The sequence below is a fragment of the Limnoraphis robusta BA-68 BA1 genome (assembly GCF_034932365.1).
In the GTDB taxonomy this organism is placed as follows: Bacteria; Cyanobacteriota; Cyanobacteriia; order Cyanobacteriales; family Microcoleaceae; genus Capilliphycus; species Capilliphycus robustus.
The window spans coordinates 95,224-113,254 of sequence record NZ_JAYGHR010000067.1 but is presented as its reverse complement, the minus strand read 5'-3'; the positions used below and the strand labels follow the sequence as shown (position 1 = coordinate 113,254).

At 38.7% G+C, this 18,031-nt stretch carries 19 protein-coding genes; 12 read left to right on the top strand and 7 right to left on the bottom strand.

Annotated elements, in window-relative coordinates; genetic code table 11:
- Positions 1-24: 24 nt before the first annotated feature.
- From VB836_RS18285 to VB836_RS18275, 3 genes are all read right to left on the bottom strand, one after another.
- A complete protein-coding gene (locus VB836_RS18285) occupies positions 25-1,026 on the bottom strand; it encodes an L-lactate dehydrogenase (protein WP_323221338.1) in 1,002 nt (333 codons plus the stop codon).
- A gap of 471 nt (positions 1,027-1,497) precedes the next feature.
- On the bottom strand, positions 1,498-2,271 hold the full coding sequence (locus tag VB836_RS18280) for an arylamine N-acetyltransferase family protein (protein ID WP_323221336.1): 774 nt from the start codon (positions 2,269-2,271) through the stop codon (positions 1,498-1,500).
- Position 2,272: 1 nt separating this feature from the next.
- Entirely contained in the window at positions 2,273-3,160 is an 888-nt protein-coding gene (locus VB836_RS18275; protein WP_323221334.1) for an isocitrate lyase/PEP mutase family protein, read from the bottom strand.
- 293 nt (positions 3,161-3,453) lie between these two features.
- Here VB836_RS18275 and VB836_RS18270 point away from each other — a divergent pair, with 293 nt between their 5' ends.
- The 9 genes from VB836_RS18270 to VB836_RS18230 all read left to right on the top strand — a co-directional run bounded on the left by VB836_RS18270 (position 3,454) and on the right by VB836_RS18230 (position 12,481).
- A complete protein-coding gene (locus VB836_RS18270; protein ID WP_323221332.1) occupies positions 3,454-4,620 on the top strand; it encodes an AbrB family transcriptional regulator in 1,167 nt (388 codons plus the stop codon).
- 90 nt (positions 4,621-4,710) lie between these two features.
- Entirely contained in the window at positions 4,711-6,201 is a 1,491-nt protein-coding gene (locus VB836_RS18265) for a dihydroorotase (RefSeq protein ID WP_323221330.1), read from the top strand.
- A gap of 71 nt (positions 6,202-6,272) precedes the next feature.
- Positions 6,273-7,067: a Uma2 family endonuclease gene (locus VB836_RS18260; RefSeq protein ID WP_323221328.1), complete on the top strand. Its 795-nt coding sequence runs from the start codon at positions 6,273-6,275 to the stop codon at positions 7,065-7,067.
- 65 nt (positions 7,068-7,132) lie between these two features.
- On the top strand, positions 7,133-7,306 hold the full coding sequence (locus VB836_RS18255) for a hypothetical protein (protein WP_323221326.1): 174 nt from the start codon (positions 7,133-7,135) through the stop codon (positions 7,304-7,306).
- Positions 7,307-7,588: 282 nt separating this feature from the next.
- Positions 7,589-8,653 carry a nitrilase-related carbon-nitrogen hydrolase gene (locus VB836_RS18250; RefSeq protein WP_323221324.1) on the top strand — a complete coding sequence of 355 codons (1,065 nt, stop codon included), beginning with the start codon at positions 7,589-7,591 and terminating at the stop codon, positions 8,651-8,653.
- Between the two features lie 2 nt (positions 8,654-8,655).
- On the top strand, positions 8,656-10,065 hold the full coding sequence (locus tag VB836_RS18245) for an aldehyde dehydrogenase family protein (protein WP_323221322.1): 1,410 nt from the start codon (positions 8,656-8,658) through the stop codon (positions 10,063-10,065).
- Between the two features lie 99 nt (positions 10,066-10,164).
- Positions 10,165-10,605, top strand: coding sequence for a DUF3598 family protein (locus VB836_RS18240; RefSeq protein ID WP_323221320.1), 441 nt, complete (start codon positions 10,165-10,167; stop codon positions 10,603-10,605).
- Between the two features lie 43 nt (positions 10,606-10,648).
- Entirely contained in the window at positions 10,649-11,473 is an 825-nt protein-coding gene (locus VB836_RS18235; protein WP_323221318.1) for an alpha/beta fold hydrolase, read from the top strand.
- A complete protein-coding gene (locus VB836_RS18230) occupies positions 11,474-12,481 on the top strand; it encodes a zinc-binding dehydrogenase (RefSeq protein ID WP_323221316.1) in 1,008 nt (335 codons plus the stop codon).
- Here VB836_RS18230 and VB836_RS18225 read toward each other — a convergent pair.
- Positions 12,478-13,350, bottom strand: a complete 873-nt coding sequence (locus VB836_RS18225; protein ID WP_323221314.1) for a DUF4437 domain-containing protein — start codon at positions 13,348-13,350, stop codon at positions 12,478-12,480. The genes VB836_RS18230 and VB836_RS18225 overlap by 4 nt on opposite strands.
- A gap of 382 nt (positions 13,351-13,732) precedes the next feature.
- Here VB836_RS18225 and VB836_RS18220 point away from each other — a divergent pair, with 382 nt between their 5' ends.
- The 3 genes from VB836_RS18220 to VB836_RS18210 are packed head-to-tail and all read left to right on the top strand — an operon-like array spanning position 13,733 to position 15,639.
- The gene (locus tag VB836_RS18220; RefSeq protein ID WP_323221312.1) at positions 13,733-14,890 is read left to right on the top strand and encodes a class I SAM-dependent methyltransferase; all 1,158 of its coding nucleotides are present in this window, start codon (positions 13,733-13,735) and stop codon (positions 14,888-14,890) included.
- 31 nt (positions 14,891-14,921) lie between these two features.
- Positions 14,922-15,200: a hypothetical protein gene (locus VB836_RS18215; protein ID WP_046276726.1), complete on the top strand. Its 279-nt coding sequence runs from the start codon at positions 14,922-14,924 to the stop codon at positions 15,198-15,200.
- 46 nt (positions 15,201-15,246) lie between these two features.
- Positions 15,247-15,639, top strand: coding sequence for a nuclear transport factor 2 family protein (locus VB836_RS18210; RefSeq protein ID WP_046276727.1), 393 nt, complete (start codon positions 15,247-15,249; stop codon positions 15,637-15,639).
- A gap of 14 nt (positions 15,640-15,653) precedes the next feature.
- On the opposite strand, the gene VB836_RS18205 is transcribed toward VB836_RS18210, so the two are convergent.
- The 3 genes from VB836_RS18205 to VB836_RS18195 all read right to left on the bottom strand — a co-directional run.
- Positions 15,654-16,445, bottom strand: a complete 792-nt coding sequence (locus VB836_RS18205; protein ID WP_323221310.1) for a DUF3598 family protein — start codon at positions 16,443-16,445, stop codon at positions 15,654-15,656.
- A gap of 58 nt (positions 16,446-16,503) precedes the next feature.
- Positions 16,504-17,373, bottom strand: coding sequence for an SDR family oxidoreductase (locus tag VB836_RS18200; RefSeq protein WP_323221308.1), 870 nt, complete (start codon positions 17,371-17,373; stop codon positions 16,504-16,506).
- Between the two features lie 228 nt (positions 17,374-17,601).
- Positions 17,602-18,031, bottom strand: a 430-nt coding sequence (locus VB836_RS18195; protein ID WP_323221306.1) for a hypothetical protein, incomplete at its 5' end; no start/stop codon positions are given.

Genomic DNA, 18,031 nt, shown 5'->3' with positions numbered 1-18,031 from the left:
TTTTAGGTGTCAAATTGTTAATTTTTAGAGATCCAGTTGGTCGATATACTCTCGCAAAGTTTGAGCAGATTTATGTAGGAGTTTTTCTTCGTTTTCCGCGAGGGATAAATTCATCACTTTCATCACGCCTCCCCGATTGATAATTGAAGGTAAACTGATACAAAGATCTTCGGATAAGCCGTACATTTTATCAACTCTTGTACTAACGGTAAAAATCCGATTTTGATTGCGAAGAATCGCTTTGACAATTTCCGTCACCGCTAAACCAATCGCATAGGACGTGTATCCTTTGCGTTTGATAATCTCATAAGCGGCATTTTTCACTTGTTTGAAAATATCATTTAACTCTTCTAAATCACAGGCTGGACTGCCACTCCAGTCGCCATCACAGATTTTCATTCCGGCAACATTTGCTGTACTCCAAACGGGAACTTCACTATCACCATGTTCCCCAACAATATAAGCATGAACGCTGCGAGGATCAATATCTAATCGGTTCGCGAGTAAAGCCCGAAAACGAGCGGTATCGAGTACCGTTCCTGAACCCAATACTCGGGAACTGGGAAAACCAGAAAGCTTCAAACTCACATAGGTCATAATGTCAACGGGGTTGGCGACAATCAGTAAAATAGCATTGGGACAATATTTCACCACATCCCCAATTAAACCCCTAAAAATTTTCACGTTACGATGCAATAAATCTAGACGAGTTTCGCCTTCTCTTTGACTGGCTCCTGCTGTTATAATCACAATATCTGCATCCCGCCCGACATCAGCGACGCTTCCAGCTTGAACACGAGTTGGAGAAATAAAAGGAATGCCATGTAATAAATCCATGACTTCTCCTTCAACTTTTTCGGTTGCAATATCTTGTAGGATAAGTTCATCAAAACAGTCTTGAATTAGCATAGAATAGGCACAAGCCATCCCAACTTGACCTGCACCAATTATGACACCCTTGCGAGGTTTAATTGTATTTTCTAAGTTTTCAGCATCAGGATGTAGATTAAACAATCCTTCAAACATAAATCCTCCAGTCAGTGTATGATTTTTTGAGTAAATTCAATTAGAATAAAAATTGTACGCGATGATACAATTGACTGGCTTTGATTATACAACTGCCTTTGTCCCTTCTAACTGAATTACACCTCATATCTTGCACCAGCCTCAGAAACAGGGTTTCTGGCAATTTCCCTTAGCTGAAAACCTATATTTTTCCTTGAGAAACCCGGTTTCTCAGATCTGTTGAGAATGGTGCAAGATCTCAGTTACACCCGATTTTACCACTATCTTTTCGAGTCACACTGCAATGATTGAATAGATAATCTCCTCTTAACCCTCATTCTCAATGTTCTTAACCCATCAGCTAGCGGAGGTTCAACCCAAATCAATGATTGATCGAGTTTTTGAGATTCTATAGGAAGGCTGCTATCCTAAGAATTAATGCTTCACCTCTATAAAAAGATAGATGTTTATCAAGATGAGCATTTTTTAATTTTAGGAAAATTGATGTTTGAAGGAAAGATCTAGGTTAATCCCAAAATAATCTTGTAAAATTTTATGATACTCTGCTTCTGTGTCAATGATATGTTCTTGTCGTTGACCATTTTGAGTGATAATTAATCGGTTATCGCTCAATGTAACTCGACCTTCTAGCGTTGGTTTTGTACAGATACGACGCTGAGTAAAAATTGATTGAGGAGAGGTTTGATTATATTCACAAGTGGTTTGAAAATCGGTTAAGTTTCTCGGGGTTAATGTAAAACAATATTTAGGTTGATAATTTCCTTCTTTTTTATGATAGAATATCCAATTATTCTGATTATTAATAAGCTGATAAGTTTCTCCGTTTTGGATTTGTTCAGTTGAACTTTCAAACTTCAACGGATAAAGAAAAGAGTCTCCAAAACCCACATCGGCTAACCAAAAATCCCTGTCTTGTACCCGTAGAGTTAAATGACCAAATTCTCGCCCAAAATCACCCTCTTCTCGCGCAACTTGAGCGGAAAGGAGAGTCACCTTAAACCCAAGTTGTTGGAGTAGCCAGGAAAATAAAGAGTTGAGTTCATAACAAAATCCGCCTCGATGTTGTTGAACTATTTTATGGTATAACGCTTCTAAATTCAGATTGATAGGTTGGTTGAGATGAATACTGAAATTTTCAAAGGGAACAGTCAGTAAATGACAGTAATGCAGTTGATGAAGCGTCTCAATATTAGGTTCAAGAGAACCTTGATAGTGAATGCGGTTCAGGTATTCTGTAACATCCATATTAAACCGAGTCTTGTTTATCGATTTGATTATAAAATTGCTGTTCAATTTGACGATATTTCGGGACATCAATCAGTTTCTCAAACTGCTGAAAACTGACCAAATTTTCGACATTGGCTGTTGTTCCAGTTTCCTTCAAGTGACGCAAACAGTCCGTCATGGCTTTAGTTACCGTAAACAAACCCGTTAACGGAAAAAACACGATTTTAAACCCCATCTGTTGCAATTCCTGGGCGGATAACTGAGGTGTTTTTCCCCCTTCAATGATATTCGCCACTAAGGGAATATTAGGTAAAGCTTCAGCAATTTTAACCAATTCATCCTGAGACTGTGGTGCTTCAATAAAAATCACATCAGCCCCCGCTTCAAAATAAGCTAAACCTCGGTTAATTGCTTCTTCTAAACCCAAGGGAGCGCGAGCATCTGTCCGTCCAATTATTACTAAACCGCTATCCCCTCTCGCCTCAACCGCCGCTTTAATTTTAGACACTTGTTCCCAGGTAGAAATGACTCGTTTTCCCTCGAAATGACCACATTTTTTCGGCCATTCTTGGTCTTCTAAAAGAATTCCAGAAACCCCTAAATTTACGGCTTCTTTCACGGTACGGATGACATTTAAAACATTACCATAACCTGTATCTAAGTCAGCAATTAACGGAATGTTAACAGACTGAGTAATTCTGCCAATACTGTAGAACATTTCAGTCGCGGTGAGAAAACCATAGTCCGGTAAACCCAGTGTTGATGCAGCAATACCAAACCCACTGGTAGCGACGACTTCAAAGCCAAGCTGTTCAGCAATTTTAGCACTCAAACAATCATAAACACCCGGAATCACCACAATTTCCGTTTGTTCTAGTCGTGTTCTCAGTTGATTTCTAGAAGACATAGGGGAATGTTAAATCTCTATAATTTAGGATACACTGATCTCTGTCGCTGAAGATCGTATATTTTAGAGTCACTTTTTTAGATAAGATAGAGAGATGATAGATTGATAGGGATGATCGCTGTGGATGGCTAGCAACCCTGGGAAATCTTCAAATATCGATGACTCATCTAAATTTAGAGAGAGTCTCGGATATTGAGCAAGTTTTTTCAACAATCAACTCAGATTTCTAGATTTGTATCAAAATCAAAGCCGTAAGTTTTTGTGCTGAGAGTATATATCCTCTGTCGTTAGTTATGATTTGGAAAATTCTAGCTTTATCTCAATTTCAATCTCAAGATAGTAAAACGAATTCTATCCAATTAAAACAGGTTATTTTATCCAGTTTGTTAAATAGTCACCAAATCACACAGCAGTTTGCTTTTGCCATTGCAGCAGGCTTTTTATTTAGCTGGCTTAATATTCCAGTCGGTTGGTTACTCGGGCCTATGGTTGTCGGGATTATTTATGCCGCCATTGCAGGGAATTCTAAGCCTTTACCTGCGAATTTTATGACTTTTGGGAAAGCCTTTTTAGGTCTAGCAACAGCAGTACGCTTTTCTCCAGAAACTCTAGTTATTGCTGCTAACTACGCTGTTCCTTTAATCTTTTGTATTGTAATCACTGGAGTTATTAGCTTATTTCACGGTTATTTATTGTCACGTTTTTCAGGTATTAATCGAGTCACAGGGTTGTTATCTTTCATTCCGGGTTTGGCATCGAGTATTATTGCCATCGGAGAAGAAATGGGAGCTGATGCGGTGGCAATTGCTTTATTTCAATATCTGCGTTTGTTATTGGTTATTTTCATCGTTCCCAGTCTAGTTACCTTCTTATTTCCGGCTGATTCTATCAACTTAAACTCAGCCGTATTCCTAACCACTACCCCGTCATCAGTTCCTCTATTCTTGAATTTGTTAATCTTAGCAGTTTGCTGTTTTCTCGGAATTTGGGGGGGTGAGAAATTACGCTTACCTGCATCGGGATTTTTAGGAACATTCATCGTGGGTTTGATTGGATTTTGGACATTGCCTGACTATTTCCTCGTTCCTCAATGGCTATTTAAAACGGGATTATTATTGGTTGGACTTTCAATCGGGCTAAAGTTTAATTTCAGCACAGTTAGAAAACTCTTAAAAGCGGTATTGATTGAAATTGGGTTAGTGATTTCACTGATTTTATTTTGTTTAGGAATTGCATATGGATTTCATCAGTTTACACAGGTTGATCTGGTGACTGCTGTTTTAGGATTGACACCGGGAGGATTAGAGGCGATGATTGCAACCGTTGTTCAGCTAGGAGGGGATACAAGCCTTGTATTAGCGATTCAATTAAGTCGAATGTTAATGATTCTTTTAATCGCTCCTTGGTTAACTGCTTTTGTGCTTAAACAAGAAAAACCTTCAGAGGATTTTTCAGAATAGAAATGAATAATTATTCAAAATAATAGCAAAATTAGTGAATAGTTTTTTCAGTTTGAGGTATTATATATCTAAATTTCTGCACTGAAAATTATGTCGAAAGCTTTGATCTTTGATCAACTGATTAAAAATGTTCGGGTTGTTCGTCCTGATCAGCCCTCTGTGGAAACCCTTGATCTCGGTATTAAAGATGGAAAGTTTGTGCAAATTGAGCCAAATCTCAAGCCTGAAGACGCTCAACAAACATTTGATGGAAATCACCTTTTAGCCTTTCCCGGTGTTGTGGATGCTCATATGCACGTGGGAATTTATCAACCGCTCAACCAAGATGCTGTTACGGAGAGTAAAGCGGCTGCAATGGGCGGTGTAACAAGTAGTTTAAACTATATTCGCACCGGTCAATATTATCTCAATCAAGGCGGAACTTACCATCAGTTTTTTCCAAAATTATTAGCTCTTTCCGAGGGTAATTTTTATGTTGATTATGGTTATCATATCGCCCCAATATCTGCCCAACATATTGAAGAAATGCCGCAACTCTTTGAAGAGTTTGGGGTTTCTTCGTTTAAAGTTTTTATGTTCTATGGTGGTTATGGGTTGCATGGTTTATCCGATCAGCAAAATCTATTTTTAATGATCAATAAAGAAGAACGTTATGACGTGGCTCATTTTGAGTTTATCATGCGAAGTTTGACTCAAATGCGCGAAAAATATCCCGATTGTCAAGATTATCTCAGCTTGAGTTTACACTGTGAAATTGCGGAAATATTGAGCGCCTATACCAAAATTGTTCAACAGGATAATACCCTAACTGGACTGAAAGCTTATAGTGCGGCTCGTCCTCCTCATTCAGAAGGTTTGGCGATTTGTATTGCTTCCTATCTCGCCCATGAAACTAACTGTATTAATATCAATTTACTGCACTTAAGTTCCCGCAAAGCCATTGAAGCCGCTTTGATGATGCAAGCCACATTTCCTCATATTAATTTCCGTCGAGAAGTCACCGTCGGACATTTGCTTTTAGATGTGGATGCACCGACAGGAAAATGGGCAAAAGTTAACCCTCCCATTCGTCCACGAGAGGATGTAGAATTTTTATGGCAAGCGGTTTTAAATGGTCAAATTGATTGGATCGTTAGCGATCATGCTTGTTGTTCTGCTGAACAAAAAGTTTCTCAACAAAACCCCGACAATATTTGGTTAGCGAAGTCGGGTTTTGGCGGAACTGAATATTTACTATCCGGGGTTTTTAGCGAAGGAAATAAACGCGGAATGCCTTATCATCAAATGGCTAAATTATTATGTTGGAATCCTGCACAACGATTTGGATTGTTAGAAAAAGGAGATATTGCTGTTGGTTATGATGCGGATTTGGTGTTAGTTGATCCCAATGAAACGTTTACCGTTCGGGCGGATGAATCACCGTCTCAACAGGGTTATACGCCCTTTGAAGGCATGGAATTAACCGGACGAGTTAAAAGTACATTTCTTCGCGGAAATTTGATTTATCACAACGGAGAAATTCTCGGTTCGCCCCAAGGACGTTATTTAAAACGACCCTATGGAAAGACTAAAAAACAATGAATTAAATTTTGTATTATCTTGATTTTTTATGCTAAAATAGAGAAAAGTTTAATGGATTCAGTCGCATTTCTATGACTGAGATAACCTCAAAAATCGAACTTCCATCCCCTTTCCCAGACCATACTCAACTCCCCGAGTCGGATGGTACATTTGTAAAAAATTTTTATAACCATCCCCAGAGTATTTTACTCACAGATTCTATCGGCCCAATCTTACAAAAAATTCATCCAGACGGACAATATACCATCGGTCAAGACTGTGGAATTTATTGGCGAGAAACTGACCCGCCCGAAAAAGGAGCGGAAGCGCCGGACTGGTTTTATGTTCCCAATGTTCCGCCTAAACTTGATGGTAAAATTCGTCGTTCTTATGTCTTGTGGCGGGAATTTATGGCTCCTCTCATTGCCTTAGAATTTGCGAGCGGAAACGGTGACGAAGAACGGGATAATACACCGTTATCTCGAACGGGAGAAAAGACCAAACCGGGAAAATTTTGGGTTTATGAACAAATTATCCGCATTCCCTATTACGGTATTTATGAAATCAATAATAGTAAGTTAGAAGTTTACACTCATCGGAACGGCTATTATCAAAAAATGTCTCCCAATGAACGCGATCACTATCCAATTTCACCTCTAGGAATAGAGTTAGGATTGTGGCAAGGTCGCTATCAAAATCAAGACCAATTGTGGTTAAGATGGTGGGATAACGAAGGTAATTTGTTGTTAATAGGAGATGAACGGGCTGAACAAGCCGAACAAGAGCGCAAAAATGCCATTCCTCGGTTGTTGGCGATGGGGTTAAGCGTTGAACAGGTGGCGGAAGCCCTCAATCTCAGCATCGAACAAGTTCAACAACAGATTTAAACCTCAGACCCCCCATTATTTGATTTTTGCTTCAAAATATAGATGGAGTCATTTTAGAGGTATCTATGTTTCCTTTTTTCAATCCTTGCTGGAATTGGGACAGTTCATCGAGTTCTCAGAAAGCTTATCAAGAGCGCAAACTGCAATTTTTGAAGTGGATGCGAGATGATCTCGAAACTCGACTAGCTGGACTGAATGCGGTGATAGAAACCGTTGAACGCCAAATGAATCAAGAGTAAGCGTGATCAAGTTTTAAGTTGGAAATTTAACCTTTAAAACACCCTAAAAACCTGGTTTCTCCATGAAACCGGGTTTTTGTTTTGAGAGAAACCGGCTTTTTGTTTTGAGAGAAACCGTGTTTTTGTGCCTCATCAACTGCCATAATCTAGGTAAAATTACTGCTCAACTATCTATAAGTTACTTAACAAAAAATTATAAAGCTCAATCAAAAAACTGAGATAAAAAATTCAAAAAAGTAGTTTAATTTCAGAAGAATGATGTAACATCTTTTAACAACGAATATGAGCAAAGCCTTATTTCCTATGACAGCAAACCCAACAGAAACCGAATCTTTTCGAGCCTTAGCACTTCAGTTAACTTGTCAGGCGGTTCATGGAGCGAGTAACCCTTCTGAAGCTCGAAGCATAATGACGAAAGCTGTGGAGAGTTTGGGGGGGAAAATTGCCGCAAGTTTAGCGTTTATTGGTTCAGACTGTCGTTTGGTGTTACTTCCTGAATATTGGTTAACAGGTTTTCCGATGGGGGAACCGTTAGGTATTTGGGCGCAGAAAGCCTGTTTAGAAATGGATGATCCTATTTATGATAGATTAGCAGAAATTGCACAAAAATTCAAGATCTTTCTGGCGGGAAATGCCTATGAAGTTGATCCTAATTTTCCGGGTTTATATTTTCAAAACTGCTTTATTTTCAATCCATCGGGGACAATGGTTTTGCGGTATCGAAGATTGAATTCTATGTACACACCTACGCCCCATGATGTTTGGGATAAATATCTAGATTGTTATGGTTTAGCTGGGGTTTTTCCTGTGGCAAAAACAGAAATTGGCAATTTAGCAACTATCGCTTCCGATGAAATATTATTTCCTGAACTTGCTCGAACTTTTGCAACACGAGGGGCTGAAATTTTCTTGCATCCAACCTCAGAAATTTATGGTGATGCTAGACTCCCCAAAGAAGCAGCTAAAGTGTCTCGCGCTGTGGAAAATATGGCTTATGTTATCTCCGCGAATACAGCAGGAATTATTAACACTCCGCTTCCCAGTTCTTCAACTGATGGCGGTTCCAAAATTATCGACTATCGAGGTATTTTACTGGCTGAAACGGGAGCGGGAGAAAGTATGGCAGCTTTTGCAGAAATTGATTTAGCCGCCCTCCGACGCAACCGCAAACGCCCTGGAATTCAAAATTTGTTAGCACGTCATCGTTCAGGATTGTATACTGAAACTTATCAACAAACTGATTTTTATCCCGCAAATACCATGTTAGAAGGAGAGATTGAACGCCAACATTTTATTAAAACTCAGCAACAAACGATTAATCACTTGATTCAACAGGAAATTATTTAAACATGGACAACACAATTCAAGTTTGCAATCCCCGAACCGGAAAAATTGACTATTTTATTACGCCTCCCAGCGAGGCACAAATTACTGCAAATTGTCATCATTTACGACAAGCTCAAACCTATTGGAAAAGCTTAGATATTCATCACAGAATCGAAGTTTTACAACAGTGGAAGCAAGCCCTTATTTCTGAAAAACAAGCTTTAATTCAAGCCTTAGTTGAAGATACGGGAAGAATTAGAGAGTCAGTGATGGAAGTTGATGGTGTTATTTCTAGTTTAGATCGATGGTGTAAACTCGCGCCAGAACTTTGTTTAACAGAAGAAAAAACTACCGCGATTCCGTTTATTCAGATTAAATCTCAACTGGTTCCTTATCCTTTGGTTGGAGTTATTAGTCCTTGGAATTTTCCTTTTTTACTGTCTTTAATTGATGCAATTCCGGCATTATTAGCTGGCTGTGCAGTTCTGATTAAACCCAGTGAAATAACCCCTCGATTTATTAAGCCACTCGTTAAAACAATTCAGTCTGTTCACCAGTTAAACCAAATTTTAGCTTATGTTGAAGGAGCCGGAGAAACCGGAAAAATCATCATTGAAAATGTTGATGCGATTTGTTTTACCGGAAGTGTTTCAACAGGCAAAAAAGTTGCAGAATTAGCTGCTAAACAGTTGATTCCGGCGTTTTTAGAATTGGGAGGAAAAGATCCTGTTATTGTTTTAGAGTCTGCTGATTTAGAACAAGCAACCTCAGCTATTTTATGGGGTTCTGTGATTAACGCCGGACAGTCTTGTTTGTCCATAGAACGCATTTATGTTGCTGAGTCAATACAGGATATTTTTGTGAATAAACTCGTTGAAAAAGCCAATCAGTTATCTCTCAACTATCCTGACCTTAAAAGCGGTGAAATTGGGCCGATTATTTCAGCTAAACAAGCAACCATTATTGCTGAACATTTGTTAGATGCAACTGAAAAAGGTGCTATTATTAATACTGGAGGTAGAGTTGAAGAATTAAATGGGGGATTTTGGTGTCGTCCAACGGTGTTAACTCAGGTTAATCATCGGATGAGAATAATGACCGAAGAAACCTTTGGGCCTCTGATGCCTGTGATGAGTTTTTCATCTCCCAAAGAAGCAATTCAACTCGCTAATGACAGCATTTATGGCTTGAGTGCAGCCGTTTTTGCAGGCTCACAAACAGAAGCATTAGACATCGCTCAACAGATAGAAGCCGGGGCAATTAGTATTAATGATGCAGCTTTAACTGCTTTAATTAATGAAGGTGAAAAAAATTCGTTTAAATGTTCAGGTTTGGGAGGTTCACGAATGGGGGCAGCTTCAATGCAGCGATTTTTCCGTAAAAAAGCCCTGTTAACTAAAATACAATCTGTTTTAGACCCCTGGTGGTATTAACAAAACTAAAAAGTTTCTAAAAAATCAAAAAAATCATCATTCTTTTGTTAAACTTAGGTATTCTTCAATCACAACTTGAAAAGAGGAGGATTAATTAGGGTGAACCTACGCGAACAAATGCCTATTTTAGCCCGCCATGAAGGTGACTGGAAAGGAACTTATACCCTCGTTAACACCGAAGGGAAAATTATTGATGAACATCAATCTCATTTAACTTGTCAATTTCCCCAAACGGGTGATTATTCCTATTTTCAAATTAACCGTTATCAGTGGGAAAATGGCAAACAAGAAGAACATCAATTTCCAGCAACCTATCAAGATAATAAACTGATTTTTGATACCGAACGTATTACCGGGAAAGCTTGGGAAGCTGATGACTCTACTCTCATTTTATGGTTGGCTTATAAAGGCGTACCGGATGCTTATATTTATGAAATGATTCAAATTAGCCCTTGCAATAATTATCGCGCCCGCACCTGGCAATGGTTCAAAAATCATCAAATTTATCAACGGACTTTGATTCAAGAAGAACGAATGTAATAATTTTAAATTAGATTACCTTCTTAACAGAAAAATAGCAATAATGAAATCACAAGTGAAAAGAGCTTATCTAGATACAGAAGACGGACAAATTCTCTACCGCATTGCTGGCGAAGGAGAACCGATTTTACTGCTACACATGACCCCTCGAAGCAGTGATGAATTTCGAGAACTTATTCCGATTTTAGCTGAGAAAAGACAAGTCATTGCGATGGATTTAATGGGGTTAGGAGATTCAGATAAACCGCCTAGAGAATATTCTGTTGCTGATTATGTTAAAAATGTGATTGAACTTTGGGATCACTTAGGAATCGAAAAAAGTCATGTTCTCGGAAGTGTAACGGGCGGTTATATTGCAGGTGAACTTGCAGCGACTTATCCTGAACGAATCAATCAATTAATCCTTTGTAATGTGCATGGGTTTGATGCCGAAGAACAGGAAAAAATCGTGCAGAGATATTCAATTGGATTTCAAATAAAAGAAGATGGTTCTCATTTAATGCAATGTTGGCTTGCTCGTGTTAACTATGTGGGAAATGGAGAGTTAAATCATCGCTGTGTGATTGATGATTTAAAATGTTTCGCTTCTCCTATATATCCAGGTGTTGCTGTAGGAAAATACTGTCTGTTGGCGAAAGAAAGATTTAAACAGATTAAATCTCAAACTCTAGTTTTAACCGGAGATAAAGCGTTAGAACCCTTAGAAAAAGTAGGTTTAGCTAAACCCGAAAATCAATCTTGGTTATCAGAAGCCATTCCTCACAGTCAAGAGATTATGATTGAAAACGGTACACTTTGGATGATGAATCAAGTTTATCAAGAAGTTGCTGAAGCAGTAATTAACTTTTTAGATGAAGCGTCAAATTAAATGAACCCTCAAACTTACAAAAAATTGGTCGCGAATAAAATCAGTAGTGACTTTAAATCTGCTGTTGAAATCATTACTATTCCCCTACGTGAACCTGCTGAAAATGAAATTATTATTCAAAATAAATTTGCTGGAGTCAATGCGGGTTTTGATACTTTATTATCTCAAGGAAAAATCCCCTATTTTAACCCCACTCTACCCTTTGAACTCGGCGTTGAAGCAGTGGGAGAAGTAATAGCAGTTGGTAAAAATATTACAACCTTTAAAATAGGGGATACTGTCGCTACAACAGTTCGAGGGGGTGGATATAGCGAATATCAAGTGATTGATGGAAATCTCGCTATCAAAGTTCCCCAAGCAACCCCAGAAATCTTAACAATAATTCCCACTGGAATTTCAGCTTTAGTCGCCCTAGAAAAAGTGGGAGAAATGACAACTCAGGAGACAATATTAGTCACCGCAGCCGCAGGAGGAACAGGACATATCGCCGTTCAATTAGCAAAATTAGCGGGAAATCATGTCATCGGAACTTGTGGTTCAGAAATGAAAGCAAACCTACTGAAAAAACTCGGTTGCGACAGAGTAATTAATTATCGCACAGAAGATATCAACGAGGTTCTTCAACGAGAATATCCGAAAGGAATTAACTTAGTTTTTGAATGTATTGGTCGCAAAGTTTTTGATATTTCTGTTAATCATTTAGCGGTTAGAGGTCGTTTAGTTGTTGTTGGTTTTATTTCTGAATATGCAGAACAGTTAGAAGTTGTCAATCAACCTAGAATTTATGAAAAATTGTTTTGGAAAGGGGCTTCAGTCAGAGGATTTTTGATGCCACTCTATCAAGAACATAGTGCAGAAGCCAGAAATCGCTTGTTTAATTTACTCGAATCCGATCAAATTCAAGTCATCGTTGATTCCACAGAATTTAGAGGAATTGCATCGATTCCCTCGGCAGTAGATTATTTACTCAAGGGAAAAAATTGTGGAAAAGTTGTGATTAAATTTTAATCATTTTTATAAGAAATTACAGTTCCCTGTTTTGATAAATCTCGATCAACCCTAACGAAAAATAAGCAACCTTCATCGCTAATATGACGGGGAATAAGGCTAAAGCTAGGACAGTAACAATAGCCATCTTTCTGAACTCGATAATCTCCAAGATCCAAATAGCCAGATAGACAATAATCATCTTCATTGTAGGCTTGAATTATCGAAAATTGACCATCATAGTGAGGCAAAATTGCTAACAACCAAACACCACTATTATTTTGATTTCTTCTTAACCATTTTTTCTTGGCGACCTCAAATTGAACGGTATTGGTTGTAGCCCAAGGTAAAAGTTTAGTATCTAGTGCGGGAATATAATCACCAATTCTCGCATTTGGAACCGTATTTTCAGCGAATTTATACTGCAACGGAACAGGCCCATTTTCCATCCAGAGGAGTTCAACGGGTTGATTTCCTAACACTTTCCATTCCCCAACTTTCACACCAGCCGGAATAAAAGAATAGCCATGTTTGGGTAGCTTCCATTCCCCAACTTGAACTTCACCTGTTAATACAAAAATCTCTAAGTCTGCTGTAAAAATGCCTTCTGGGGCAGTAAATTCAGGCGGGAAAACGACTTTAGCTGTTGATGCCCCACAATCATGCCAACTCAACAAACGACGGGTTATAGGGGCTATATTTTCCGGCATTCCAGGAATTTTCCAGTCGTTTTCTTCGGAAACTAAATTGCTATCAAATAACAGATACTCACGAGGTTTATACTCATCAGAAATAGCGGTTCGCCGCCCCGATAAACTCATACGACTTTGACCATCTCCGCCCCAATCCTCTGGAATCGGCGGAACACTCAAAAAATCATCTATTTCCACGTTTTAGCAGTCCTTTACCTTTTCAAAACTCGCCTGTGGTGTTCATTCTATCAAAATTTGTCTAGATTTCAGTGAACTTTAGCGATTGAATTCTTGATTGTTTATAATTCATAATAAAAACTTGGCGTTGAAATTTAGATGATATTTTACCAGATTTCATTCAAAAATTACCGTATCAACCCATACAGCAAACAACAGCCAATCTTTAAGAAGATCTAAATAGAAAATCACTGAATCGGAGTTCGAGACAGTCTGAGTCTCAAGACCCCATTTTAACGCCTGCATTTTCCAACAATCAGCCTTTCATCGAACTCACACACTCCCAATATTGGGGGGATTTATGACCCTAGTAACTTCTTTGTTTTTTGACACCACCTAAACCATGAACTCACAATTTCAACACTCAATGATGCCCCAAACGACGCATGATGAGTTAGCCCGTCAAAACTTCATGCAAAGTCTATCTGTTCATATTAACCGTCAAATGGCATCAAACAATAAAAAAATTTATGAAAATGTTGCCAAGCCAAACTTTGAACAAAAACATCAACATCCTCCCCAAAATCGCCATGATATTTTACAGGCGATGCAAGATCAATCCTATTATCGCTGGTGGAGTATTTTAAAGCGATTTCAACAGGAAATGATGTGGGAGTCGGTTGCTTCAAGTGTGGAACGTCAACTGCCTGATTTAATTACAAAAGCCAAAAATATAGACCATCAAATTGGGTCTTTAACTCTCGATCCAAACTTCAAAATTCCGGCTTATATGACCGAAGTTGATATTCATTGTATGCCTGGAGGATATCATACTGAAATCATTGAAAACGACCTCGCAGTCGGCGCCATGTATGATCGGGGTGTTTTTGTTTATGGTCGCGGTTGGTTAGGAACTCTGAATGATGATATGGGTCATTCAGTTATTGAAAATTATCTCAAGCCGAATTATCCTGATTTCAAACCTCAAAAAATACTGGATATGGGATGTGCAGTCGGCCATAGTACCCTGCCCTATGTTGATACTTATCCCGATGCAGAAATTCATGGGATTGATATTGGTTCGCCCATGTTACAATATGCTCACGCTCGGGCAGAAGCCTTAAATAAACGAGTTAATTTCTCTCAACAAAATGCTGAAAATACGAACTTCCCAGACGGTTCATTTGATTTAATTGTCTCTCATATTTTATTGCATGAAATTCCAACTTCTGCCATTAAGAATGTCATGGGTGAATGTTATCGGTTGTTGTCACCTGGGGGAATAATGATTCATCTAGATGCGCCCTTATATCAACATATGGATGCTTATACCGCCTTTATTTCCGAATGGCAAACCCTGAACAATAATGAACCCTTTTGGAGTGAAATGCGAGATTTAGATTTAACAGCTATTGTAACAGAAGCAGGTTTTTCTTCAGAAAAAACAACTGAAGCCTTTGTTCTCAAACACAGTTGTAAAACTCCAAAGGTTTCTCTGACTGAAAAAATACCACCCGTTAGCACCCGTCCAACTTGGTTTGTGATCGCCGCCCAAAAATAAGAATCAGAGACAACAATTAGAGGAAAATAAAATGCTAAAAACAGCCAAAGGACAGCGCCCTGTTTACCTCAATGATCCTCAAGAGGATAAAATGTTAGCTATAATTATGGCATTAGCAGGTGAAGTTTCGGTCTTGCGTGAACGTCTTGATACCGTAGAACGACTGTTAGAAACAAAAGGAATTTTATCAACAGTAGAGATTGAAAACTATCAACCCGATGAACGCATTTCCGAACAACGAGAACAATGGCGAATCGAATACATTGCTCGAATTTTGCGAATCCTTGAGGAAGAGATTGATGGACTGTAGCAGTAAAATCGGCTATAATCACAGCAATTATCTTTAGTTTTTATCCATGTCAGAAACACCGCAAACTGTAGAAATTGCTCAACAAGCCTTTGAACATTTTCGTCACGGTTTAGCCACAGGGGAATGGGAAAAATTCATAGAAATGTTAAGTGATGACTTTACCTTCTCCTTTCCGGCTGGCCCCTATCAAGGGTTAAATGAAGGAAAAGAACGCATGGCTGAATTTCTGCGTTATGTGTCTGAGAAAGTCTTTAGTCAAGGTTTATTATTCACCCTCGAACGAATGACCTCTAATCAAACAACAGTTGTTTTTGAGGGAAAATCCGAAGGCTTAATGTTCGGAAAACCCTATCAAAATCAAGTTGCCATTTCCTTTGATGTTCGAGATGATAAAATTTGCAGTTATCGAGAATATTTGAGTCTGATTTATAAACCCTAACTCCTGTAAAAACACTAGCTTTGACGATGTAAAACTTCAAAAATTAAGCTGACAAAAGTTCCAGAATAGTCATATTCAACGGTAATTTGTTTGTATTCCTGTTCGGATACGAGCTGACCCGCTTTAATTTGAAATGGTTCTCCCAGTTTTATCGATTTTTGAGGATAACAAAAGAAACCATCGGGTAGCGACATTAATTTATTTTTATCTGAAGTTTGATCGAAGCTAAAATCTTCTATTTTCTCCGGTTCTGAACATTTTAAATCGGGTGTGATTGTTCGCTTTTCTCCCCTCCAACTTCCTGAGAGTTGAGTAATTGTTTCGGTAGGTGGATGTTCAGGAAAATGACCCCATTGCTCACGAATTTGAACAATTTTTTCCAGTTGACCTTGTTCATTGTAGATCGGAATGATACTGGTACGCTGATCTTCGTAATAAAAAAATAGTTCAGCACCTAAAGATAGATCGCTTTCTCGTTTTTGACTGACAACAGCCGTTGCATCTGGACTTAAATAAATCGCTCTCATGCTTGGAAGTGCGGGATGTATTACCCCATCGGGTTGACTACAAGATTCTTTTTCAAGCGTCCAACTTTTTGAGGAAGTGCTACCATCAGAATATGTATAATTATTCGTATGAGTCACAACGGTTTTATTGGCATTGGCTCGAAAACAACGCACGCCTTGAAAGGTTTTTAAAACCTCTTTCTCTGGAGAATAAGTTGTCCAAGTTCCAAACCAACCCGGACTATCTGACTCATACTGCCCAAACAGATTAATCCAATTTTGTTCTTGAAGATCAACCATAATCAAGAAACCCCTTAAACTTAAAACGTCAGTTTGGTATTAGTGTATTACCATTATATCATCTTTTCGTTCGAGTTTGAGTGACAATTCGATCAAAATACAAATTTAATCCCGGCGCCAACAAACTATGTAACCGACTCAATAACGTCATTTCAATTCCCGGTGCGATCGCAAACGAATTATTTTTAATTCCGTTTAAAATTTCCTGAGCAATATCTTCAGGTTGCCACATTTTCGCGGTTTCAGTAATTCGTTTTGTTTCCGGTGGTTTAGTTCTATTTTCTGCTTCTAACTGCGGTGTATCCGTATCCGGCGGATAAACAATAGTCACCTGAATTCCTAACGGTTTGAGTTCACCTCGCAAAGATTCTGCTAACCCTCGCAAAGCAAACTTTGACGGACAATAAGGCGTATAACCATAAATTCCAATCAATCCCGCCCCCGAAGAAATCAATACAATATTCCCCTTTTTTTGCGGTTCCATATAGGGTAAAACCGCCCGCACCGCATACAAAGATCCAAAATAATTAATCGCCATTGTCTGTTCAAAAATCTCTATCGGTACATCTTTAAAATAACCGGGAATAGAAATTCCCGCCGATGTCATCAAAATATCAGGAACACCCATTTCTTGAACAGCATTCTCCATCGCTATCTCAACTTTAATGCGATCAGAAACATCTACAACTTGAGTAAAAACTCGTTGTTCCGACTGTAATTTAACCGCTTCTATTTCAGCCTTTGCCGTTTCTAATTTCTCCAAAGAACGGGCAATAATTGTTATATTCGCCCCCGATGCAGCCAACAACTTCGCCGTTGCTTTACCAATACCACTCGAACCGCCCGTAATAATCGCGTGTTTTTGATTAAAATTCATCATAAAACTAGGATGCGTCAAATTATCTACATTTTTACTTAATTTAACCATAACAGTTATGTTGATGCACCAACCTCATCAAAATCAATTGAAAGTCGTGGCATTGGTAACTTCAGCTTAATCAGTGGTCTTATAACCCAGTCTTAACTCGAAATTAAACTCTTTTGCGATCGCATTCACTTTAGCCAAACGATCTCTTAACAACAAAAAAGGTAGAGATGTTCTCTACCCTTGAATTGACTTGAATTTACAAGTTTAAGTTTCCTACGATCACTCTCATCACACAAAAAAGTCAGGACTAGCATCAATAAACATCGGATCTCCAGCAAAATCTACCATTGGGCTGCCCCATAAATCATATTGAACGCCGTGAAAAGCACCTTCATTGATGTCTAATAAGGCATCATCACCCGCAAAGAACGGATCGTTGGGGATGTAAAGATAAGGCTCACCAGTTAAACCACTCCAGGCATTGTATGTACCGTCCCAATTCATCAATGGGTCGATATTAATATCTTCGTTTGTGCCGTATTGTGCATCAAATAATGTTACATAACCGGGAACAGAACTGGGAGGCGGAGCGAAGTCAGGACTAATATCAATGAACATCGGATCTCCAGCAAAATCTACCATCGGGCTGCCCCACAAATCATATTCAACCCCGTGAAAAACACCTTCATTGATGTCTAACAAAGCATCGTCACCGACA